Raw genomic sequence first — 24,110 nt, 5'->3', positions numbered from 1 at the left:
TTATGCGATCGCTAAATGTACAGAAGTGGCGATCGCTTCTCGTTGTTGGGTATCATATCCCCATCTCTCCAAAAAGTCTTGATAGGGTCCCTCTCCCGTTTGGGAAGTTTCCAGAAGCTGCTGTAGTAAAGATTTGACTGGTGGTAAATTGAGGCCTTGAATTAACTCAATACAGCGCGATCGCACTAAGTCCGAACTGGCAGCCATATCCTCATTTTGGTGGCGATGATGATAGACTACCATGGCGGCGGACATCGCCAAATTTTTCACCAATAACTCCGAGACTATCTCAGGAGAAGATTCTAACGCTTTTTGGATCTCTGGTGTCATTTGTTCAGGAATAGGGCGAGTATCCGTGAGGTAGGTCACAAAAAATCCCCTCGCCCCATTTTCCGAATGAACCAGTTTGGATATAGCCGCCGCCAAGTCTGAGTCCGAGATACTTCCCGCTTGGGATTGATCAATCAGAGATTGGGTAATGGCGATCGCATCTTCAAAGGTAATATTTTCCGGGATTGAGACAGAATAGATCATGATCGAACTAATTGAAATGTTTTGGGGTATTGCATAAGTTATGGCAATTATATCTTCTCACAATTCCCGCCCACATAAGCCAGCCCGCGAACCTTCATCTACCTATCAGGTGAAGCCACCAGCGGAGGAGTCCCTACTGATACCATCACCCACCTCTGAGGAAAAAAACAATCCCAAACCCGAAGAAAAAATTAGACCCCAACAACTAGCCGACTATATTGGTCAACGGGATCTCAAACAGGTATTGGAAATTGCGATCGCCGCTGCTAAGTCTCGCCGGGAACCCCTCGACCATTTGTTACTTTATGGACCTCCCGGACTCGGTAAAACTACCATGGCGCTAATTTTGGCAACAGAAATGGGCGTCAAATGCCAAATTACTACTGCGCCTTCCCTGGAAAAACCGAGGGATATTGCCGGACTTTTGGTTAATCAAAAACCCGGAGAGATTTTGTTTATTGATGAGATTCACCGCCTCTCTAAAATGGCCGAAGAAATCCTTTATCCTGCTATGGAAGACTCTCGTTTAGATATCACTATTGGTCAGGGACGTAGTGCGAGGACGCGCAGCATTCCCTTAAATAAGTTTACTATTGTCGGCGCAACTACCAGAATCGGTGCTTTGACTTCTCCCCTGCGCGATCGCTTTGGGTTAATTCAACGTTTGCGTTTTTATGAAGTTGATGAACTCGCCCAAATTGTCAACCGTACCGCTAAACTATTAAAAACTCCCATTACTCCCGAAGGTGCCTTAGAAATTGCCCGACGTTCCCGAGGAACTCCCCGAATTGCTAATCGTTTATTAAGACGGGTACGGGATTATTTGGAAGTCAAAGCATCCGGGGATATTACCGGAGAAATTGCCGCGATCGCCTTAGAATTATTTAATGTAGATCCCCTCGGTTTGGATTGGACGGATCAGCATTTACTCCGCATCATTATCGAAAATTTCAATGGGGGACCCGTCGGCTTGGAAACCCTAGCAGCAGCCAGCGGCGAAGATGCCCAAACCTTGGAGGAAGTCCAGGAACCCTATCTTATGCAAATTGGCTTTATACAGCGGACTCATCGCGGTAGAATCGCCACCGCTAAGGCTTGGCAACATTTGGGTTATGAACCACCACAAAAACAGCTTTCTTTGTTTGGTTAAATAACCCCCACAATCTCTATATTACCGCTACTCTCGCTTAACCTGACTCTCCTTCTCGAACCCCGCAACCACCTGATCAACTGTTAAGTTAGCCATCGGGATTTGCAACTCCTGCGAAATGCGATCTAGTGGTTTCATTGAGGACATAACCAACCGACTAAAAAAGCTGGTAAAACTGCTATCTATTTCTAGTTTATCATGGAGGCGGGTATCCTGCTCAATCCACTGGGTAATTTGGTCTAGAGTTACTGAGGCGATCGCACATTCTTGTTGCTGGGAAATTTCCCGTAAACAGCGCAGCGCATAAATAGCCAGACGGGTGGCAAACTTCTCCTTAGATGACAACAAAGCTGCATCTACCTTAACCGCTTCTTCTGGCGTTAAAAATTCTCTATCTGTCTGCATCATAATTAGATAATTACACTATTTCCACAAGATTGGGGAGGCCGCCAGTTAATGACTAATAATCAGATAACCACAACGATGCTCACCATTAACTAGCCAATGAGTCCGTTCTACGGTACAATCATATAGTACAGCCGCAAACATCTCTAACTCATGGCCGCAGACACTCGGAAAAGACTCAGCCACACTAGAAATCGCGCAGTTATGTTCTGTGAAAATATAGCGTTGCTCACCCGTGGCGACTTCCTCTTGAGTCTCTACGGCATACCACTCAGCCATATAACCTTCCCCTTGGCGAATTTCCGCCAATTTAGCTACGCGATCGCCTACTGGACCAGTCCCCACCCGTTGGCGATACTCCATGGCTTTTCTTTGCCACTGTTTGTGTAAAATCTGGCTAACCTGTTCGGGTCCCACGGTTTCAGCCAAAGTATCCAGGAAAGAAATTGCAAATTGATCATAACTATTCGGAAAGCGATCGCGTCCCTGACTGGTTAGGCGATAGATATGTTGGGGCCGTCCCATCCCTATCTGTACAGACTCATAATTGATCAACCCCGACCCCTGGAGATCCTTGAGATGCCGACGGGTGGCTTGGGGACTGATATCGAGAGCCTCCGCGAGTTCCTGAGCCGTAGCCTGATGACGTTTCAGAAGATATTGGAGGATGTCCTGCTTAGTCGAATGCTGTTGGGTCGTGGTCATCATGTTCACAAAAATTCAAAAAATTTTGGCTTTGACAATACAGTTGTTGCTAATGTAACCTAAAATAGACTTAAATAACAAATAGGTTGTTTAAGTCCCAGACAGTGGGACTTGGGATCTGCCATCCCGTGGGAGTTTGTCCAGGTGATGAGCCGGGACACCAGACCGTAAACCAAACCAACACAAGAGAACACAAGATATATGAGTGCTTCAGTCAAAACCCTAGTTAACCAGCCCTATAAATACGGCTTTGTTACTGATATTGAGTCCGACACCATCCCCAAGGGGTTGAGTGAAGATGTGGTGCGGCTGATATCAGCGAAAAAAAATGAGCCGGAATTTATGTTAAATTTCCGTCTCAGGGCTTATCAGCAGTGGCAGAAAATGGCTGAACCCACCTGGCCCCATGTTCACTATCCCCCCATTGACTATCAAGACATTATCTACTATTCCGCCCCCAAAGTAGAGAAGAAAAAAGGCAGTTTAGAAGAAGTAGACCCGACCCTAATAGAAACCTTTGAGAAATTAGGGATTCCCCTATCCGAACAGAAACGGCTGGCTAATGTAGCAGTGGATGCCGTCTTTGATAGTGTGTCCATTGCCACCACTTTTAAAGAAAAACTCGCCGAAGAAGGGGTAATTTTCTGCTCAATTTCCGAAGCCGTAGAAAGCCACCCAGAACTGATTGAGAAATATTTGGGGAGTGTAGTTCCCGTCGGTGATAACTACTTCGCCGCCCTCAACTCAGCCGTGTTTAGTGATGGTTCCTTCGTGTACATTCCCAAAGGGGTTAAATGTCCCATGGATCTGTCTACTTATTTCCGCATTAATAACGGTGAATCTGGGCAGTTCGAGCGCACCTTAATTGTAGCAGAATCTGGCAGTTCTGTCACCTATTTAGAAGGCTGTACCGCCCCCATGTTCGATACCAACCAATTACACGCCGCTGTAGTCGAATTGGTCGCTTTGGATAATGCCACCATCGAATATTCTACCGTGCAAAATTGGTTTGCTGGGGACGAAAACGGGAAAGGCGGAATTTATAACTTTGTCACCAAGCGGGGACTCTGTAAAGGCGTAAATTCTAAGATTTCCTGGACTCAGGTAGAAACCGGGTCAGCCATTACTTGGAAATATCCTAGTTGTGTGTTGGTCGGTGATAATTCCGTCGGAGAATTTTACTCCGTCGCCCTCACCAATAACTGTCAACAGGCTGATACCGGAACCAAAATGGTTCATATTGGCAAAAATACCCGCAGCACTATTATTTCTAAAGGTATTTCGGCGGGTCGGTCTGCGAATAGCTATCGTGGCTTAGTGAAAATGGGTCCGAAAGCTGTGGGAGCGCGGAATTATTCCCAGTGCGACTCTATGTTAATTGGCGACTGTGGACAGGCTAATACTTTCCCTTATATTCAAGTCGAAAATAGTACCGCCAAGGTAGAACATGAAGCCTCGACTTCTAAAATTGGGGAAGACCAATTGTTTTACTTTACTCAACGGGGAATTTCTGAGGAAGATGCTGTGTCTATGATTATCAGCGGCTTCTGTAAAGATGTGTTTAATAAATTACCCATGGAGTTTGCAGCCGAAGCCGATAAACTGCTGAGTCTGAAACTAGAAGGCGCTGTCGGTTAAACTATCTATTTCCCTGGGAGATGGTGGGGTTTCCTGTTGAAAACCCCCTAACCTAATTACGTCAGTTAATCACTAACACCAATCACACACATTTAGAGGTTGAGAATGATTCAAGAAAACAGTCCCGTGATTTTGTCCGTTAAGAATTTAACCGCTACCGTTGATGGTAAGGCGATTTTAAAAGGCTTAAACCTGGAAATTAAAGCCGGAGAAATTCACGCCATCATGGGTCAAAATGGGTCGGGAAAAAGTACCTTTTCTAAAATCTTGGCCGGACATCCAGCCTATGAAGTAACTGGGGGTGAAGTCACATTTTTAGGACAAAATCTCCTGGAATTAGAATCAGAAGAACGCGCCTTAATCGGTCTGTTTTTGGCTTTCCAATATCCCATCGAAATCCCTGGGGTTAGTAATCTCGATTTTCTGCGGGTGGCTTACAATTCCCAACGGAAATATCGGGGCTTAGATGAGTTAGATGTGTTTGATTTTGAGGATTTAATCCACGAAAAATTAGAGGTGGTGAAAATGCGTCCAGAGTTTCTGGAACGTAGCGTTAATCAAGGCTTTTCTGGGGGTGAAAAGAAGCGTAATGAAATCTTGCAGATGGCTTTATTAGAACCGAAATTAGCCATTTTGGACGAAACTGATTCCGGCTTGGATATTGATGCGCTGAAAATTGTCGCTAATGGTGTGAATCAATTGGCTAATGCTGAAAATGCCATGCTGGTGATTACTCACTATCAGCGGTTATTGGATTACATTGTCCCTGATTATGTTCATGTCATGGCTGATGGCAGAATTATTAAAACTGGTGCTAAGGAATTGGCGATCGAGTTGGAAAAACAGGGCTATGATGATATAATTGAAGCAGCCACAGTGGGGGTGTAGTTAATGATTCATATTCAAGAAAAACCAGAACTTTCCTATTTGAATCAGTTACTTAATCGGGTAAGGGGTTCTCTTCCAATTCCGGCGAGTTTCCCTTTGGAAAGAAACATTGCCGAACAATTACAAAATATTCGTGATAATGCCGCCAGTTGGGTTAAGGAATTAGCTATTCCTACCCGTCGCCATGAAGATTGGCGATTTACCGACCTTTCCGCTTTGTTGGAATTGCCTTTTCAACCAGCCACAGCGGTAGAACTTTCCCGAGACGAGATTTCGCCTTTAATCTTACCGGAAGTTAAAGGGACTAGGTTGGTTTTTGTGAATGGTTTTTACTCCCCCCAACTGTCCTGTTTAGATAATCTTCCTGATGGAGTATTTGTCGGCAATTTAGGACAACTCGATAAACCATTATCCGATAAGTTGGGGAACTACCTAACTCAACAACCCGACAGCCAGGAAGTTTTTACCGCCCTCAATACTTCCTCTTTGGCTGATGCTGCGGTGGTCTGGGTTCACCAAAATCAAGTCATTGATACCCCCATTCATCTGCTATTTATTTCCCTCAGTAGCAGCCAACCTGTAACCAGTCAACCTCGGACTTTAATTGTCGCTGAACCCGGAAGCAAAGCCACAGTAATTGAACACTACGCCACCGCGAATATTTTGGGTTGTTCAGACCGCACCCAAAAAACTCCTTATTTCACTAACACAGTGACAGAGTTATGGGTTGGTGACAATGCCGAATTACAACATACTCGCCTTCAACGAGAATTGGCTTCATCTTTCCATATTGGTCGCACTGTAGTTTCCCAAGGGCGTTCTAGCCGTTATACTGGTAACGCCATTAGTTTGGGGGCGAAATTGTCTCGCCATAACTTCGATATTCACCAAACCGCTGTGGGAACCGAAACTCAGCTTAATGGTTTAACTCTGGTCAATGGTCAACAGGTCGCTGATACCCATAGCGCCGTATTTTTGAACCATCCCCATGGTGTTATCAATCAATTACATAAAGCTATTGTGGATGACCGCGCTCATGCTATATTTAATGGTCGGATTGTGGTTCCCCAAGCGGCACAAATGACTGATGCGACTCAACTGAATCGTAATCTGTTGTTATCGGCTAAAGGGCGGGTTAATACCAAGCCTCAATTAGAAATTGTAGCTGATAATGTCAAATGTGCCCACGGCGCAACTGTTAGCCAATTAGAAGCGGATGAGATTTTCTATCTGCGGAGTCGGGGACTGGATGAAAAAACCAGCCGTAACCTGTTAATTGATGCTTTTGCGGCGGAAATTTTAGAGAAATTGCCTTTGGTTTCTCTCAAGCAAATTTTATCCCGCTGTGTGGCTTGTCGCACTGACGAAGGGGAAATGTAAAGGGGGTTACAGCTTGTTCACCAGTCGCTTAATACATTGCCCTCACCCTAAATCTGGATCCCAGAAAGAGAGAGGGACTTTGAGAGGTGATAAGATGATTTATGAACAGGCTGTAAGGGGGGGATTAATTCTTGATGATTAATCAACTATCTCCCCTCACCTCTGCTATCTTGATGATGGGGGAATTACCAGAGATGCTTTAATGGTTACTGGTTGCCAATTGCTAGATTTAGGGATTAGACAAAATGACACTTATTAAAGAAAAAACACTAGGACAAAAGGTGCGGGGAGATTTCCCCATTCTACATCAGGAGGTGAACGGACATCCTCTGGTTTATTTGGATAATGCGGCTACTTCTCAAAAACCCCAGGTGGTTTTAGATGCTATCCAAAACTATTATCAAACATATAATTCTAATGTTCATCGGGGTATTCATACCCTTAGCGCTAAGGCGACTGATGAATATGAAAAAGCCCGCCAAAAGGTGGTTGAGTTTATTAATGCTGATTCCTACCAGGAGATTATTTATACTCGTAACGCCAGCGAAGCCGTGAATGTGGTTGCCTATTCTTGGGGGTGGGAAAATCTACGGGCTGGGGATGAGATTATTTTGTCGGTAATGGAACATCACAGTAACTTAGTCCCTTGGCAAATGCTGGCTAAGAAAACTGGGGCGGTGATTAAGTATGTGGGATTAACGGCTAACCAGGAGTTCGATTTTGAGGAGTTTAAAACCCTCATTTCCCCTCAGACTAAGTTGGTGGCTGTCCTGCAAATGTCTAATGTTTTGGGCTGCATTAATCCGGTGAAGGAAATTACGGAAATTGCCCATCAATATGGGGCGAAGGTGTTGATTGATGCCTGCCAAAGTTTACCACATTTACCGATAAATGTCAAGGAAATTGATTGTGATTGGTTAGTGGGTTCGGGTCATAAAATGTGTGGTCCGACGGGGATTGGTTTTCTGTATGGTAAGCGGGAAATACTGGAGTCGATGTCGCCATTTTTGGGGGGTGGCGAGATGATTGGGGAGGTGTCGTTAGAGGGTTTTACCTGTGGGGAATTACCCCATAAATTTGAGGCGGGAACTCCGGCGATTGGAGAGGCGATCGCTTTAGGTGCAGCCCTGGATTATTTAATGAAGATTGGCTTGGATAAAATCCACGCCTACGAACAGGAATTAACGGCTTATTTATTCAAGAAATTAAGTGATGTTCCCGAAATTACTATTTATGGACCCCCCCCAACGGCTGAGGGTAAAGGACGGGCGGCATTAGCATCATTTTCAGCGGGAGAAATTCACCCTAATGACTTATCAATGCTGTTGAATGATTCGGGGGTGGCGGTGCGTTCAGGACACCACTGCACCCAACCTTTACATAAGTATCTAAAGGTTAATTCTACGGCGCGGGCGAGTTGTTATTTTTACAATACCCATGAGGATATTGATGCCTTTGTGGTGGCGTTGAAAGAGGCGATCGCTTTTTTTAAGCAGATGTCTTAATCTTAGCTAAGGGCTTCATAATGGAAGCCTTGGAATTCAGGCGATTTGATTCTCCTTGGTGATCAAATCGCCGATTCCATCTTAATCCATTAATTCCTAGGCTTGAAAAAGTCTGCCCCAACCAGTTCCGGGTCCTTCTGCCGTCCAACGATAGGTCATTTCATATTTGCTGTAAATTGCACCCTTACCATTTTCAACCGCTCCGGTGTAGCAATCATTAAGAGAACCATAAGGATCATTAACAACAAAATCCCCGTTTTCAGTGCGCCCCCGGACAACAATCATGTGACCGCCACAAGGATGTTCCGTCGTCCCCCGATGATAAATACCAATCACAACAGGACGCTTCGCTTCTAGTTCTCGATAAACATCATCAAAATCCAGATCGGTGTGCCAAGTGCTTTTCAAACCAAAATCTGATAAGGCTTGGGTTTGCACTGTATGATCGGTGGTATCTCCATATTTAAAAACCACTTCTAAGTAGATATCATCTCCAGTGGTTCCGAGTAAAGTTCCCGGCTTGAAATATTCTAAACACATGGCACAAGACGATGAATTACAAGTTCTTTCTGGATCTCGATAGTTGTCAGTTTGCGGAAACCAAGGAACAGGTAGTAAAATTTTATCGGGTTTAATCTGGAGATTCTGATTGTATATCTCTACATCTCTGCTGTGAACAAACCAAGTATTTTTTACCTTAAATGATTGACCCCAAAATGCAACTTTCAGGTAATCTCCGGTTTGGTACGCATAGGAGTGAACCGGATAAACACTTTGTTCTTTAATTTCGACTTGTTGATCGCTTGAGAGTTCGGAAAGGTCTTCGATGACGGTGCGGAGGGTTGTGGTGTGGATAAATTTAATCTTCACAGCCACTTCTGAATTGGCAGGTTCTGAATTGGCAGGAGAGGAGGCTATTGGGCGCGACTCTGTCACTTTACAGGCTTTGTTATAATATTGGTGACGATCTTCTAAGCCATTGTAACCCCCGTTGACTCTTAGGGTAATTTCTTCCACGGTTGCGCCGCGATCGCACAATTCATTCATGCGGTTATTGTGCCACCAAAATCCGGCACTGGTAAACGGATAATGCTCCGCCATATAATCGCAACCTTCCATAATTTTGGCATCGCCCAGCGCATCGCAGAAGGCTTTATAATTGTTTCGTCCGGTGAAGCGCCCCCGAACCTTTGTATTTTGGGCCGTCACCAGAACAAGTATTTCCCCAATCGCTGCGCCCTTCCAAATAAGACCCATCACTGAGTTCTTTTAACCACTTCAATCCCCCGGATTCGTGGGCAATTTTACTGATAAAATGACAGATTCTAGGGGGGGTATTGATTTGATAAAAATGCAGACAACGATTCAGATCTGCTAGTTCATCTTCACGGATAAAATTACCAAAAATCGCCTTGCCTTCTGGCTGAGTAATCAATGGCTCTTCCGCCCCTTCTGGCATTACCGATGGCAGTCCATCCCCATCTTTACTAAAGGCATAAAAGGTTCCACTATTGGCGGCTAAAGTGACCTTAATATGTCCATTTTCAGCAGGTTCAAATGCTTAAACTTCGTAGGTTTTTCCCGCCGTAACCGCGACCATTTGATCAGGTTTCAGTTCCGAGGACTGGATAGGCAGTTTTTGGAATTTGGTATGGGCTTTGGCGACAATTGTTTTCATGGTTATTTGCAGGTTTCAGATTTGATTTCATGGAAATAACGAATTGAAACAAAGGATTCTGAATTTGGGCATTTTGCAATTATTATCGATAGGATGAAAACATTTATATTGTCTAAATATTCATTGTGATCAGCCTGGGATTTTGTCAAGATCGCAGATAAAAAACCCAACCAGAGCAACATTAAAAGATTGATTGGCTATTTGGTTGATATGTCTCATATTTTCTCTCTCCTTTTTTAGTCATAATTGGTAGGTATTGAATTGCTCCTATGTTGTCATAATTTCCATTTTTTTGATATTTTCCTCTCTCGCATAAAATCCATGATTATAGAAAAATGTTACGCCACCTGTTAAACTCAATAATAGGGCATATACGCAGAAAATTATATACCAAGTTTTACTCACTTTGCGCCTTAATTGTTGCTGATAATTCCACAATTAAAAATCTGCATTAAAATCATCATATTCAGGAGGAAGTAAAAATTTGTCTTCTGGATCAAGATTCTTCATGGCTTCATCTCAAATAATTGTAAATTTATTGTTTTTGTTTGACAGTGGCGGACAAAAAAGAAACAATAGAACCCAAGACAATATTGAAAGACTGGGAAGCAATATTATTTTCGTCTTGATAAGTTTGGGCATCCTCTAGCAGAAGTTCTGCCACCCAATTCATTTTTTTTGGGGAGTCATAATCGCGAGTTATTTGGGCAACATTTTCTGGAGTTTTCGCAAAATAATTATTGCTAAAAAAGTTGATATAACCAGTCGCAAAAAACAAAATCATGTAAGTGGTGAGGATGGCGTACCAAGTTTTACTCATTTGTGTTGTTTGATTTGGGGTGAATGGTTGGTAATATTGTCAATATGAACGGTGGGCGATCGCCAATTAACGGTGGGCGATCGCCAAGATTTACCTCGACGAATGCTCAATGTAATTTGATAAATTGTGGGATTGCATCTCGCACTGGCACCCCTGGCTTCTGATCATAGACTTCGCCACAATCGAGAAAGCATTTCGCCGCCTCGATCAACTCTTGGCAATTTTCGGGATTGTCAATTTCTTCGCCAATCTTTTGATACTTTTGATATTTTTTAAAAATATATCGATTGTGGGGCTTTTCGAGGAGCGATCGCAAACGACCTGGCTGCTTTTCCACTTGCAAGCGATCGTTGAGATCGAAATCCAAACGTAATATATCACTCCCAACACTATCCAGAATTTGATTGCCAATATCTTCGGAATTTTGGGAAGCAGGATTTAAGAAGATGTCCGGTAGATGCTGAACCCAACCCAGAGAACTCCATCCCTTGATTTCTTCATAGCTGTAGGGACAAGTGGTGTTGCCAGTTCCGATGGAGAGTACGGCAATATCTTTTAAAGTTAATCCGTTATTTTTTTCCAGCAATAAAGCGGGGTATGCCTCATTTGCTTGAGCCAGTTGACCGCCGCTAATGTTAATCACATGGGCACCTTGTTCAAGGGCTTGATTGATTTGGCGTGCCAGGTCTAGCTGGGAAAGAGAATCTGGGCGGCGATCGGAAAATACTGGCAAAATTAGACCGCGACAACCCGGAGCGATACGGTTGAGGCGGTGATTTTTTGATGTTTTGGATTTTCTGTTAATATCTTTCGTAATTTCTCAAATTAATTAATCGATTCTATGTCCCCAAAAAAGGTGCGATCGGACCGGAACATTTTCCAGAAATTACCAGGCGATCGCACTCATGCAAAACGGTGGGCGTTTAGTAAAATCAATTCACCAGTTTGGCGAGGGAACCTGTGGCTACTCCCGCTTCCTCTTTCAGCACAGTCACTGGATGGACACCACCCAGCTTTTTCCGAGCTTTTCGATCACCTTGCGAACCTTTAAAACCTTGCACATTAGGATTGGTGCATACATATTCCCCCAAAGGGGCTAGGGTTCGGCTATTACCGCGACTTCCTACCCATCTGACTGATCGATTAGACCTCTGGCTTTATCTACACCCCTAAAACGCGGATTGAATTCAATTTCGGAAAATTTTGAGTTATGGTATTTTCCCAAATGAAGCCCCATCAAAAAAGGGAGCGATCGCCCCCCTTTTGACTAAGTATGATCAGGGCGATCGCTTAGTAAAATAGTGCTGTTAACCCCAAATATTCACGATATCAGGTGAGAGAATACCAATTGCTTTCGCCCAGGTATCATCAAACAATTTACCAACTCCTATCTCATGTTTTTGAGTCCAATCTTTGACAAACCAAAATTGGTAGTCAGCCGCAATTTGAAACAGATGGAGATCGCTGGCAGCTTGAATGTATAAGGAACCGTAGCGATTTATCGCTTCCAGAACAATTGGATGGTCAAATTTACCTTTAAGCACCGTTTCTTCGTCAGGTTCTTTGCGGGTATCAATGGCAATTTTGGGTTTTTCAAGAGCTACCTTGTTCATTTCCTCTTTCCATTTCTCAGCCGAGTGGTATCGGGGACAATTGTTTTGATTGTCAATTTCAATTGGTGAGGAAATCGCCTTTTGTGCTGCGACTAGTTGACTCTTTTTATCTTGGGGGCGAAACTGACTGCCACTTGCCTGAGAAAATAAGCTACATAACTCAAGAAAAGCATGGTTGTATTCCGTAGGATTATCACGCTCTAATGACCATGCACTTTTGGGACTCCAGCAGGGTTTATAGCGATATTTAACGAAGCTGTAATCGGGAAAATGTCCCATCCATCCATGTCCTACATAGCAGGGAGGTACATTGGGAGCAGCTTGCAAATTTTCATGAGATGTACAAGACAGCTTGACTTTTTTCCAACTCTGACCCATATCTTGATACTCAATATTTTGCCAAACATCATTTTTGAGCCAGGAATTGTCAATATCCCAGTAAGTATTGATTACATGATCAAGGGCGCACCAATCTTGGTGGGCCCAAGTATCTCCAATAACATGAGCCCTAACCCCCAACAAAAGCAATCCAAAGCGTTTGAGAATAGACTCCTTATTTGCAGAACTTAATAAGGTCTTACCACCAGCAGATTTGATCAGAATGTTTTCCAAACGGCTTGAATCAGTGAGACAGCGAATTGTGTCTTTGATCATCGCTCTAGACAAAGCACTTTGTGGCCGATTGAGCAACTTACCAATGTCCGGAGTAATTTTGCTCTTAAGGCTCGAATCAGGATCTATTTCCCGTAGGTGATAGTCAGGTAATAAGGCAGCAACATCTTTTCCATGGACATCGATCTTAGTTGGTGTACCAACAGGGTCATTATAGTTTCCAGGAGGAAAGTGAAATGATGCCCATAACCCACTACTTCCACTGGCTCCGGTACTCAAGGTGCCTTGAAATGTGTAACGAGGATAATCGACTTTGGCGATCACATTATAATCTCGCTCTAAAGATTTTTCGGTATTGCTGACAATATGCCAGTATCCGGCATATTTTTCATTGCTCAAAAAATCGATGAAATTAGAGGCTGTAGCAATAACAGTTGCATCCTTTTGACTATAATTGCCGCCGATTCTAGCCGCGTAGTAAGTTCCATAATAATGAAAATCTTGATCCACAATATTTACCTCTTGAGAGTGGGTGATACTTGTGTATTTACATTCTCAAGACGATTGCTATCTTCAATTTATGAATTTTGCCAATTATCAGGTGTGGCTTTGAACATGGCTAGGATTTTTCGCGAGCTATCGAGTTTTTATACTTTTGATGGTTAATATACATTCAGGCTAGATTAAATCTCTGGTTTGTACCAATCTCACCCGCGTAGTTAAGTCAATATCGGCTACAATTGTAGCCGATCGCCGTTTGGTAAATTTCAGTGAAAACTATTTAGTAACCACTTCATATACCCAGATGATTGATTCTCCTTCTTCTTGCATAAAAGCCCGAACTCTGACCAAATCATTGGAACATAATTTATCCGACGGGTCGTCCATCTCATCCCACACCTTCCGAGCCGGACCGTTACCATCTTGATGTATATTGCCGACTGCAATTTTTCGCTTACCAATGAGCGGCCAAGAAGCAGCAAATTGTATGAAACCCGATCCCCCTTTGAGCTTATAATTTACCCCAAAGGAAAAGTAATTACAGTCAAATTTACCGACCCCTAACTGCTCGGGTTGGATATCGCCAAGGGGCCAATTTTGCGAGTCATTATGGGATCCCACGCGCTCCAGGACATATTGGGTCTTGTTAATGACTTCAATGACATATTTTTTGTCGTATGTGACCAATCCTTTGATCTGATCGAAAGTTTAATTGACATCAATTGAAATTGAGCCGGTGACTGCCATGGTATTTAACCTTTAATAGTGGTGTTGACTTAGTTATAGCAGCCAACAGGAAATAGGGAACAGGGAATAGGGGTTCAAAAGAGTCCACCTCCCAGGTTTCAGGACCGTGGATGTCCTAAATGTTCTGGCTGCTACTATATTAGACGTTTGAGGGGGGTGATCTGTGAATTTTGCGAATTATCAGGGGTGGTTTTCCGAACCGCGATCGCCATTCATACACCCGTCACTCTTCCTTGCAGTTTTGCCCGTTGTTGTGACTGCCTCGCCGCTTGTAAAATCTTGCACCAATCCCGATAAATTTGGGCATCCTCGCCAGACAGCTTGTAAGCCGTCTCCATTGCTGATGCCGCCTTCTGATATTGTCCGGCATGGAACAAACCCCAACCGTAGGAATGCCAACTCTTGGGGTTAATGGGGTGTTCCTCCGTTAACCGAGCCAAAATTTTGACTCCTTCCGCAAACTCCTCTCGGGCGATGTGATAATAAGCCAGTAACGCCAAACCCTCCACCGTAGTCATCCGTTGCCGTGCCGTGTCAATCATTTTTTTAGTCTGCTTCCCCTCCTTTTCCCATACCAAACCCATCCGGCAACGAGTCTCTATCTGTCGCTTGAGAACGTGACAATCGTCCGGGGCTAATTCCAGCATCCGCAGCAACCGCACCTCCGCTTCCCCGACATCCCCCAGAATCATCAAAGCATCGTAGCTGTCAATTAGCGCCACAATATCATTGGGATGAACTGACAAAATGTGATCAAATGTTCCCAAAGCCCCAGATATATCTTCTTTCTGCATCTGTAGCCGCCCCAATGCCAGCCAGTGCGTCATGTTGTCCGGTTCTAGGGCTGTGGCTGACTCAAAGGCGACAATGGCTGCTTCCAGGTCATGCCGACAGACGGCAATTAATCCGCCGAGATGCTGTTGAGTTGCTTCGTGGCGAACTTGGGATAAGGCTTTTTCATAAACTGCCACTGCGTCGGCTTCTTGCCCCATTAGCTGCAACATTTTCCCTAAGTTTAAATACACCTCAACCAATTGGGGTTGTCGCTCAATAACTTGGTGATACTCTTCGATTGCCCGTTGCCAATCACCCGTCGCATACAACAGATTCGCCAATTCTAGCCGCTTTTTCCATCCCGATGGATATTTTTGTATGTACTGATCTAAGGTTTTTAGCTTCTGGTTGATTCGGGTTGGTTTTTGGTCTAAAACCAAATACACATTTCTCTCACTCCCGGAAAGTAGGGTGACAGATACCATACATGAAAAGGTTTTTTTAGACATCTCGCTATTTGGTGGTGTTTGATTATTGCAGATATGCACCTGGTTATCCTTCGGTGTTCACAAGTCCAATCGATAACTGTCTATCACCGAATTATTTTGGGTGTTTGAATTTTCCAATTAAGTGGACTGATGCCGGTTTTTATAAGCCGCAAAACCAGGCAAAAAATGCCATGTATGAGACATTTGGTCTAGGCAGGTCGCGGTTAAGTGATAACTGACTACCACCGATTTACACTCGACACCAGATAAATCGTCGATTTTTGAGTCTTCTATTAACAAATTATTGGTGATGTAAAAACTCTCAGATAAAGTTGATTCAAAAGGATCTACCCCTGAAAGATAACTTCTCACCTTCTGGGCGAGAATATCTCGTGCCTGTTGAATGCGTTTGTAAGCATTGTCTCTGGAAATTCCGAGTTTTTCGGCGATATCTGGATAAGACAGTTCTCGGTCATAACGGAGAATGAAAGGGATGCGAAGCCGTTCAGGTAGTTGGTTGACAACACTCTGAATAAACTGCCTTAACTCATGCCTCAAAATTTGCGATTCTGGGGATTCACAACTACATAAAATAACATCTTGTGCTTGAATATATGAATCTTCTATGTTGTCAATACTGATTGATTTTCGGCGACGTTCTCGGTGAATATCTAGGCATAGATTATGGGTTAAGCGGGTTAGCCAAGCTCGGAGATTCGTGATTTTTGGGGCGTATTTTGGTAATTTATCCCTGGCTTTTAACATGGCTAGACTGAGGGCTTCTTCCGCTTCCGTCCGGTTATTTTCCATCCAACTAATACAGCGATTATAAAGGTAGTTTTGATGGTAATACCAGAGGGGCCAGAAGGCATTCATTTCCCCTTCTGAAAGACGATTTAATAGTTCTTGTTCTTCTGCCTGTTTCAAGGGTTGGACATCGTTTGCTTTCGGGGAACGATATCGCCTGATGGGGTCTTTAATTTCCATAAGAGGTACGAGGGATTCAAAACGTCAATGGTTTTGGCGATCGGAGCCTGGTTGGCTTCCATCTAATTTGCCTCCACCCTTTTATACCGGGAGGACAACGACAGTATATGCTCGTTTAGACCTTGGTAGATCAGTCCGAATTTTGATCAGGTTTTTGGCTCGTCTGTAATATGATACTCGATCGCTTGATTAAAGTCTATACCACTTATGTAAATTTTTTTGCTGAAAAAATCCCACATCCCAACAGGAAGTTCACTCGATATACTCTCAATCTGGTTGATCTGGGTTTTCACGGGGGAATGGATTGGGGGAACTTCCTACCCGGAAAATGATGGTAAAAATGTTGTCTGTCACCAACATACGATTCCCAAAGGCATCGTTACCATAATCATACTCTTGATGTTGCCACGATGCTGATAGCGTGGGACTGTTGGGCTGATTTTTCAGTCTCCAACTGATGGTGCTACCGTAAACCGACCGGCTGGAGGTTTTGTCGATGGGTGCGATATAACCTGATAAGGTGACGTTATTAACTGGGCGGACTGCTAATTCTATCAGTAGGCGATCGTCGTAGGAATTGGGGAGGATATCCCCGAAATAGTTGGTTAAACCCAGGGAAAATCTTTGCCAGTTTAAACGTCCCGATAACCCTAATTCGCTGGCGGGAGAAATGCTGACAACATCCCCAATGCGGGTTTCTCGGTCGATCGCATAATTGAAAAAACTCGACAGGATTAAATTCCTATTATTCCCCAGGCGAAACCTTTTGGAAGCATTCCCAAACACCTGGCTGTAATAGTCGCGATCGGGGTTGACATAGCCGATCGCACCCCCTCGAAAACTCCAGCCGTCCGTCGTGTTAAATGTATAGTCTGCCCCTAGGTAAAGTTTCACCATTTCCGAAGCAATAACCCCCGTATAGTAGCGGAAAATGTCTTGACTTCGCGTCCAGTTTCCGGTTAAACTAAGGTGAGGATAATATCGCCGTTGTTCTAGGTAAACACTTTGGCGGTTCAAGTTGACATCTTGCCGCAAAAAACTCAGATAAACTTGGGTGTAAAAGTTCTGTATATTCTCGGTGGAAAAGATGTCTTGATTGACCACAGACATTAACTGTAGATTATCGACATCTTCTCCCCCTTCCGCCCCCGCCCTCATAGCAATTTGGGGACCGGTCGCCCGGAAAAAAAGGCGATCGCGTCCGAAGCTGCGATCGAGAACCGGAGACAGCCCCAACCAGAGGCTGTGATAACTCGCCCCAGGAATTTCCCTCAAACTTCTGATATTGGGAGTCAAACTTTCCGCCCGCCCCAGACCAGCGGAATAAATCGTAAAACTACTGCTAGGTAAACGGGTATTATTAGCAGCAAAAAATAAGTTACGGTTAATGCTGGTATTCGGGGGATTTTCGCTCCCTTCCAGGTCAGGAATGAGGTCTGGTAAAAATTGTGCCCCCGCTTGGATAACCGTATTGAGACAGCGATTTTCATCATCCCCAAATAGGGTAAATCCGTAAATCGTGCGCCCCAAAACCGCTTGGGGATCGTTGGCTTTCACCACCTGTCGCACCCGGGAAAATGTGCCGGCGATGGTCAGGTCGATTTCTTCTTGGCGTTTAATTGTGCTTCTTTGGGATTGACTATTTCCCGGAAAAGTGCCAGAATTAGGAAAGTACAAATCTAGCCCAATCGGTTGGCTGGCGCTTCCCCCTTGAAAACCGGGAAGCTGCATAAAAGCTAAGGTTTCCGGTGCCAAGACATCCCCCACCTGTGAAGTTTGCAGAACCCGGGTTGGCACAAAAAAGTCGGGGTCGATGCTGTTGCGATCGATGACCAACCCCGGCATATAAGTACATTGTTGGTCACTGGGAGCATCAGGTAAAAAACAAGCCCCCGTCAAACTCATTTGAATTTCCAAACCGTTCATGGTTTGGGGTTCCGTGGTGGTGGTGGTTACTCGCCTTTCCAGCGGCACCGTCCGCAGTTGCAAGTAACTCCCCCGCTGGTCTACCCTGTAAATATTAGTTCGGCTAAGGCTTTCGATAATCTCCGCGTGGAGTTTGAACGTACCATCTAAAACCATGTCGCTATTTGTGGTATTAGCGAAGGCTTGCACGCCGCTCACCTGCCATTCGGTCAGGTGGCTGATGGGGATATCATTAAGGGTTAAAGTAGTGGTAAAGGCGCTAATTTGGTCGTTAGGAGCCACGCGAGGGGGGATGATATAGTCCGGGTCTGACGGTGGCGGAGAAGGTTTGGGGGTTTTATTCAATCCGGGGTCAGGTATCGCCCATGGGAGGGGAGTTTGTGCCAAGGCTGCGGGAATGGCAGTGAGGTGGAGGACAGCTAAGGCAACGACAAAGCTACAGTTGTGTATCTTCACAGATTTCCGAGTTAGTTGAGGGACAGTAGGGGTATATGTTTACCCACAGCGTGTTGGGTTCCCCCAAGGGGGTTCTGAGAAACCCGATTTTTGGGAAAAACCGGGTTTCTTGGCTGAGGAAAGGGGTATATGTTTCCCCAGGGGGTGTTGGGTTCCCCCAGGTAGGTGCGATCGCTCTCCAGTAGTAGGTTGGGTGGAGTGCAACGGAACCCAACAACGGGTATATGTTTCCCCAGGGGGTGTTGGGTTCCCCCAGGTAGGTGCGATCGCTCTCCAGTAGTAGGTTGGGTGGAGTGCAACGGAACCCAACAACGGGTATATGTTTCCCCAGGGGGTGTTGGGTTCCCCCAGGTAGGTGCGATCGCTCTCCAGTAGTAGGTTGGGTGGAGTGCAACGGAACCCAACAACGGGTATATGTTTCCCCAGGGGGTGTTGGGTTCCCCCAGGTAGGTGCGATCGCTCTCCAGTAGTAGGTTGGGTGGAGTGCAACGGAACCCAACAACGGGTATATGTTTCCCCAGGGGGTGTTGGGTTCCCCCAGGTAGGTGCGATCGCTCTCCAGTAGTAGGTTGGGTGGAGTGCAACGGAACCCAACAACGGGTATATGTTTCCCACAGCGTGTTGGGTTCCCCCAGGTAGGTGCGATCGCTCTCCAGTAGTAGGTTGGGTGGAGTGCAACGGAACCCAACAACGGGTATATGTTTCCCACAGCGTGTTGGGTTCCCCCAGGTAGGTGCGATCGCTCTCCAGTAGTAGGTTGGGTGGAGTGCAACGGAACCCAACAACGGGTATATGTTTCCCCAGGGGGTGTTGGGTTCCCCCAGGTAGGTGCGATCGCTCTCCAGTAGTAGGTTGGGTGGAGTGCAACGGAACCCAACAACGGGTATATGTTTCCCACAGCGTGTTGGGTTCCCCCAGGTAGGTGCGATCGCTCTCCAGTAGTAGGTTGGGTGGAGTGCAACGGAACCCAACAACGGGTATATGTTTCCCACAGCGTGTTGGGTTCCCCCAGGTAGGCGCGATCGCTCTCCAGTAGTAGTAGTAGGTTGGGTGGAGTGCAACGGAACCCAACAACGGGTATATGTTTCCCACAGCGTGTTGGGTTCCCCCAGGTAGGTGCGATCGCTCTCCAGTAGTAGGTTGGGTGGAGTGCAACGGAACCCAACAACGGGTATATGTTTCCCACAGCGTGTTGGGTTCCCCCAGGTAGGTGCGATCGCTCTCCAGTAGTAGGTTGGGTGGAGTGCAACGGAACCCAACAACGGGTATATGTTTCCCACAGCGTGTTGGGTTCCCCCAAGGGGGTTCTGAGAAACCCGATTTTTGGGAAAACGGGGTTTCTTGGCTGAGGAAAGGGGTATATGTTGACCCACGAGGTGTTGGGTTCCCCCAGGTAGGTGCGATCGCCTTCCAGATATGCTATCGAGGCGATTGGGTCAAACCCTGACTTTTGCTCTTTGGGTGGGTTCCGCAACACCAGCCTGGGATTTTGCCCGACGGGAAACCGCTTTAACTTTTTTAACTTTTGTTTGGGGTTTCTGGGTCGGGAGGGGAGTTGCTTTGGTCCGCTTTTTTTTGGATTCAGGGGGGGCGACTGTTTCCGGTGTCAACTGGACCGATTGCCCTGTGACCTTCTTCTTAGATGGCTTCAGCAGACCGTGGCTGTCGCGGTCGTAGCTTTCCAGGCGATGGCGCAAAACCCGCCTGGCGTCGGAAATGCGCTTACGGACGTTGACCGGGGACACGAGAAGTCGCCCAGCAACTTCTGGGTAAGACTGCTGTTGTTTCATGTAGAGAATCAAGGTTTCCCGCTTCTTCGGCGGTAATGCCTCCATGGCGCGATCTAAAAATTCTTCCAGTTCCCAGCCGATACAAATCTGTTCCGGCGTGGGTTCGGGACTTACCCATTCATCAGCTAAGGCGATCGGATCGACATTCTCAACTTTCAAATGTTGGCGATCGCGCTGTCTGAGGATATCTGTACAATGATTCCAGGTTACTTTAACTAACCACTGCCTCCAATTCCTAATCCGTTCCGTCCGTTTTTGCAGTTGTTTTTGGGCTTTCAAAAGGGCTTCACTGAGGGCATCTTCGGCTTCAATGGGGTTGCCCATTTGTCTGAGACAACAACGCCAGAGATAGTCTTCATGCTCTAGCCATTGTTGCCAAAACTCGACAGTTAGCTGATAACTACTATTAGATAGATCCATTTTCTGAGAGTTCTCTATTAGGGTTGAGTCAAAAGAAAAGCAGTTAGATATACACCCTTATTTAGCCATCCTAAATAAATCCATGAATGAGCCATAAGGGTTCGGTGTGCTTACACATAATCAACTAATTCATTTCAGGAATCACTTCCACAGGATATTTATTCTACAAGGACTTCCACCAGCAGTGCTAAAAGCTGTTCCAAAAGCATATCTGCTGGCACTTACGCCCAATCAGGTTCGCACTCAGCACATTGGACCTGCCTTATGGGCAAAAGGCAACTCAAGGGTTGATATGTCATTGAAGATACCTATATATATGTAATTCGTCTCGCGATCCGTGATGTGTCACGATCGCTCAAAACCCGCACCCTCTTGAATATATTTTGCCAACAGAACACCGCCTCACATTAGCCGCAGATTAACTACTTGGTAATGTGGTTAATGATGATAATGATTGGCAAAAATTGCAATCTTAGAGCATATATCTTGAACTGGCTGGGACGATAATTCTACCCTTATTGTTCTGGCTCTAAAAGTATCATAACCTACTTTCCCAAAAAGTTTATATCCGATTTATGAAACTTGTTTAACTAGCCGGCCAAAATTCCACCTAAATCTCCTGGGAGGGGATTGACTCCGTAACAATACCAAAATGCCCGGCCCCATGGTAACAAGCCTGGGGGAGCGATCGCTTTTTTGGCATTCAAAGAAACGGGGTTTTAGCGATCGCTTAGGACGCAACTTATGAGTCGGTTATTAGCGCAAGTGTTACAGTGAATTTTGGATTCCCCCAGGTAGGTGCGATCGCTCTGGGTAGGTTGGGTGGAGTGCAACGGAACCCAACAGCGGGTATATGTTTCCCACAGGGTGTTGGGTTCCCCCAAGGAGGTTCTCAGAAACCCGGTTTTTTGAAAAAACCGGGTTTCTTGGCCTTGGAAAGGGGTATATGTTGACCCACGGAGTGTTGGGTTTCGCTATGCTGCACCCAACCTACACCAACTACACCAACCTACTTTGGCTAAGATGTAGATAAAAAACCGGGTTTCTCAGGGATAGGAAAGTTTATGAATATTAAATTAGCTCTGGGTAGGTTGGGTGGAGTGCAACGGAACCCAACAGCGGGTATATGTTTCCCACAGGGTGTTGGGTTCCCCCAAGGAGGTTCTCAGAAACCCGGTTTTTTGAAAAAACCGGGTTTCTTGGCCTTGGAAAGGGGTATATGTTGACCCAGGGGGTGTTGGGTTTCGCTATGCTGCACCCAACCTACACCAACTACACCAACCTACTTTGGCTAAGATGTAGATAAAAAACCGGGTTTCTCAGGGATAGGAAAGTTTATGAATATTAAATTAGCTCTGGGTAGGTTGGGTGGAGTGCAACGGAACCCAACAGCGGGTATATGTTTCCCACAGGGTGTTGGGTTCCCCCAAGGAGGTTCTCAGAAACCCGGTTTTTTCAAAAAACCGGGTTTCTTGGCCTTGGAAAGGGGTATATGTTGACCCACGGGGTGTTGGGTTTCGCTATGCTGCACCCAACCTACACCAACTACACCAACCTACTTTGGCTAAGATGTAGATAAAAAACCGGGTTTCTCAGGGATAGGAAAGTTTATGAATATTAAATTAGCTCTGGGTAGGTTGGGTGGAGTGCAACGGAACCCAACAGCGGGTATATGTTTCCCACAGGGTGTTGGGTTCCCCCAAGGAGGTTCTCAGAAACCCGGTTTTTCAAAAAACCGGGTTTCTTGGCCTTGGAAAGGGGTATATGTTGACCCACGGGGTGTTGGGTTTCGCTATGCTGCACCCAACCTACACCAACCTACACCAACCTACTTTGGCTAAGATGTAGATAAAAAACCGGGTTTCTCAGGGATAGGAAAGTTTATGAATATTAAATTAGCTCTGGGTAGGTTGGGTGGAGTGCAACGGAACCCAACAGCGGGTATATGTTTCCCACAGGGTGTTGGGTTCCCCCAAGGAGGTTCTCAGAAACCCGGTTTTTTCAAAAAACCGGGTTTCTTGGCCTTGGAAAGGGGTATATGTTGACCCAGGGGGTGTTGGGTTTCGCTATGCTGCACCCAACCTACACCAACCTACACCAACCTACTTTGGCTAAGATGTAGATAAAAAACCGGGTTTCTCAGGGATAGGAAAGTTTATGAATATTAAATTAGCTCTGGGTAGGTTGGGTGGAGTGCAACGGAACCCAACAGCGGGTATATGTTTCCCACAGGGTGTTGGGTTCCCCCAAGGAGGTTCTCAGAAACCCGGTTTTTTCAAAAAACCGGGTTTCTTGGCCTTGGAAAGGGGTATATGTTGACCCACGGGGTGTTGGGTTTCGCTATGCTGCACCCAACCTACACCAACTACACCAACCCAGGGGGTGTTGGGTTTCGCTATGCTTCACCCAACCTACACCAACCTACACCAACCTACTTTGGCTAAGATGTAGATAAAAAACTGGGTTTCTCAGGGATAGGAGAGTTTATGAATATTAAATTAGTGGAATCTTTAGGTATATGTTTCCCACAGGGTGTTGGGTTCCCCCAAGGAGGTTCTCAGAAACCCGGTTTTTTCAAAAAACCGGGTTTCTTGGCCTTGGAAAGGGGTATATGTTGACCCACGGGGTGTTGGGTTTCGCTATGCTTCACCCAACCTACACCAACCTACACCAACCTACTTTGGCTAAGATGTAGATAAAAAACCGGGTTTCTCAGGGATAGGAAAGTTTATGAATATTAAATTAGCTCTGGGTAGGTTGGGTGGAGTGCAACGGAACCCAACAGCGGGTATATGTTTCCCACAGGGTGTTGGGTTCCCCCAAGGAGGTTCTCAGAAACCCGGTTTTTTCAAAAAACCGGGTTTCTTGGCCTTGGAAAGGGGTATATGTTGACCCAGGGGGTGTTGGGTTTCGCTATGCTGCGCCCAACCTACACCAACTACACCAACCTACTTTGGCTAAGATGTAGATAAAAAACCGGGTTTCTCAGGGATAGGAAAGTTTATGAATATTAAATTAGCTCTGGGTAGGTTGGGTGGAGTGCAACGGAACCCAACAGCGGGTATATGTTTCCCACAGGGTGTTGGGTTCCCC

20 protein-coding genes are annotated in these 24,110 nt (G+C 45.5%); 6 read left to right on the top strand and 14 right to left on the bottom strand.

The features are described 5' to 3' along the window. Positions 1-534 (bottom strand): sll1618 family protein, encoded by a 534-nt coding sequence (locus HFV01_RS18385; RefSeq protein ID WP_006620656.1) that lies wholly within the window; start codon positions 532-534, stop codon positions 1-3. A gap of 40 nt (positions 535-574) precedes the next feature. On the opposite strand from HFV01_RS18385, the gene ruvB reads away from it, so the two are divergent. After that, the gene (ruvB, locus tag HFV01_RS18380; RefSeq protein WP_006620655.1) at positions 575-1,684 is read left to right on the top strand and encodes a Holliday junction branch migration DNA helicase RuvB; all 1,110 of its coding nucleotides are present in this window, start codon (positions 575-577) and stop codon (positions 1,682-1,684) included. 27 nt (positions 1,685-1,711) lie between these two features. Here ruvB and HFV01_RS18375 read toward each other — a convergent pair whose 3' ends face one another. Together HFV01_RS18375 and sufR are read right to left on the bottom strand one after the other, a co-directional pair. Continuing rightward, positions 1,712-2,092: an NDH complex assembly factor CRR9 gene (locus HFV01_RS18375; RefSeq protein WP_006620654.1), complete on the bottom strand. Its 381-nt coding sequence runs from the start codon at positions 2,090-2,092 to the stop codon at positions 1,712-1,714. 45 nt (positions 2,093-2,137) lie between these two features. Continuing rightward, positions 2,138-2,797: an iron-sulfur cluster biosynthesis transcriptional regulator SufR gene (sufR, locus tag HFV01_RS18370; RefSeq protein ID WP_006620653.1), complete on the bottom strand. Its 660-nt coding sequence runs from the start codon at positions 2,795-2,797 to the stop codon at positions 2,138-2,140. A 198-nt stretch (positions 2,798-2,995) separates the two neighbouring features. Here sufR and sufB point away from each other — a divergent pair, with 198 nt between their 5' ends. The 4 genes from sufB to HFV01_RS18350 all read left to right on the top strand — a co-directional run bounded on the left by sufB (position 2,996) and on the right by HFV01_RS18350 (position 8,205). Then, positions 2,996-4,432 carry a Fe-S cluster assembly protein SufB gene (sufB, locus tag HFV01_RS18365; RefSeq protein WP_006620652.1) on the top strand — a complete coding sequence of 479 codons (1,437 nt, stop codon included), beginning with the start codon at positions 2,996-2,998 and terminating at the stop codon, positions 4,430-4,432. Positions 4,433-4,537: 105 nt separating this feature from the next. Next, on the top strand, positions 4,538-5,320 hold the full coding sequence (gene sufC, locus HFV01_RS18360) for a Fe-S cluster assembly ATPase SufC (protein WP_006620651.1): 783 nt from the start codon (positions 4,538-4,540) through the stop codon (positions 5,318-5,320). Positions 5,321-5,323: 3 nt separating this feature from the next. Then, positions 5,324-6,700, top strand: coding sequence for a Fe-S cluster assembly protein SufD (gene sufD / locus HFV01_RS18355; RefSeq protein ID WP_006620650.1), 1,377 nt, complete (start codon positions 5,324-5,326; stop codon positions 6,698-6,700). A gap of 245 nt (positions 6,701-6,945) precedes the next feature. Beyond that, positions 6,946-8,205 carry a SufS family cysteine desulfurase gene (locus HFV01_RS18350; RefSeq protein ID WP_006620649.1) on the top strand — a complete coding sequence of 420 codons (1,260 nt, stop codon included), beginning with the start codon at positions 6,946-6,948 and terminating at the stop codon, positions 8,203-8,205. Between the two features lie 96 nt (positions 8,206-8,301). Here HFV01_RS18350 and HFV01_RS18345 read toward each other — a convergent pair whose 3' ends face one another. The 10 genes from HFV01_RS18345 to HFV01_RS18300 form a co-directional block, all read right to left on the bottom strand. Then, positions 8,302-9,414, bottom strand: a complete 1,113-nt coding sequence (locus HFV01_RS18345) for a C39 family peptidase (protein WP_235720281.1) — start codon at positions 9,412-9,414, stop codon at positions 8,302-8,304. Continuing rightward, positions 9,359-9,664, bottom strand: a complete 306-nt coding sequence (locus tag HFV01_RS18340; RefSeq protein ID WP_006620647.1) for a hypothetical protein — start codon at positions 9,662-9,664, stop codon at positions 9,359-9,361. Before HFV01_RS18340 ends, HFV01_RS18345 begins: the two co-directional genes overlap by 56 nt. A 754-nt stretch (positions 9,665-10,418) precedes the next feature. Continuing rightward, positions 10,419-10,703 carry a hypothetical protein gene (locus HFV01_RS18335; protein ID WP_006670505.1) on the bottom strand — a complete coding sequence of 95 codons (285 nt, stop codon included), beginning with the start codon at positions 10,701-10,703 and terminating at the stop codon, positions 10,419-10,421. Positions 10,704-10,809: 106 nt separating this feature from the next. Further along, positions 10,810-11,436, bottom strand: coding sequence for a hypothetical protein (locus HFV01_RS18330; protein ID WP_006620643.1), 627 nt, complete (start codon positions 11,434-11,436; stop codon positions 10,810-10,812). A 574-nt stretch (positions 11,437-12,010) separates the two neighbouring features. Continuing rightward, entirely contained in the window at positions 12,011-13,438 is a 1,428-nt protein-coding gene (locus tag HFV01_RS18325; RefSeq protein WP_008049465.1) for a DUF6765 family protein, read from the bottom strand. A gap of 267 nt (positions 13,439-13,705) precedes the next feature. Next, a complete protein-coding gene (locus HFV01_RS18320; protein WP_006670504.1) occupies positions 13,706-14,116 on the bottom strand; it encodes a hypothetical protein in 411 nt (136 codons plus the stop codon). A 272-nt stretch (positions 14,117-14,388) separates the two neighbouring features. Then, positions 14,389-15,435 carry a tetratricopeptide repeat protein gene (locus HFV01_RS18315; protein ID WP_318285797.1) on the bottom strand — a complete coding sequence of 349 codons (1,047 nt, stop codon included), beginning with the start codon at positions 15,433-15,435 and terminating at the stop codon, positions 14,389-14,391. Between the two features lie 141 nt (positions 15,436-15,576). After that, entirely contained in the window at positions 15,577-16,425 is an 849-nt protein-coding gene (locus HFV01_RS18310; protein WP_111894755.1) for an RNA polymerase sigma factor, read from the bottom strand. A 267-nt stretch (positions 16,426-16,692) separates the two neighbouring features. Further along, a complete protein-coding gene (locus HFV01_RS18305; RefSeq protein ID WP_006620636.1) occupies positions 16,693-18,807 on the bottom strand; it encodes a TonB-dependent receptor in 2,115 nt (704 codons plus the stop codon). A gap of 39 nt (positions 18,808-18,846) precedes the next feature. Beyond that, positions 18,847-19,962 carry a hypothetical protein gene (locus HFV01_RS18300; RefSeq protein ID WP_193521334.1) on the bottom strand — a complete coding sequence of 372 codons (1,116 nt, stop codon included), beginning with the start codon at positions 19,960-19,962 and terminating at the stop codon, positions 18,847-18,849. Between the two features lie 20 nt (positions 19,963-19,982). Between HFV01_RS18300 and HFV01_RS18295 the strand changes: the two genes are divergently transcribed. Next, on the top strand, positions 19,983-20,156 hold the full coding sequence (locus tag HFV01_RS18295; protein ID WP_193520262.1) for a hypothetical protein: 174 nt from the start codon (positions 19,983-19,985) through the stop codon (positions 20,154-20,156). 87 nt (positions 20,157-20,243) lie between these two features. Here the strand turns inward: HFV01_RS18295 and HFV01_RS18290 are convergent, their stop codons facing one another. Continuing rightward, positions 20,244-21,017: an RNA polymerase sigma factor gene (locus HFV01_RS18290; RefSeq protein ID WP_006670500.1), complete on the bottom strand. Its 774-nt coding sequence runs from the start codon at positions 21,015-21,017 to the stop codon at positions 20,244-20,246. Positions 21,018-24,110 lie beyond the last annotated feature (3,093 nt).

The sequence above is a fragment of the Limnospira fusiformis SAG 85.79 genome, from assembly GCF_012516315.1.
Taxonomy (GTDB): Bacteria; Cyanobacteriota; Cyanobacteriia; order Cyanobacteriales; family Microcoleaceae; genus Limnospira; species Limnospira fusiformis.
The sequence above is the reverse complement of the archived record's forward strand: the minus strand, read 5'-3'. Positions and strand labels throughout refer to the sequence as shown.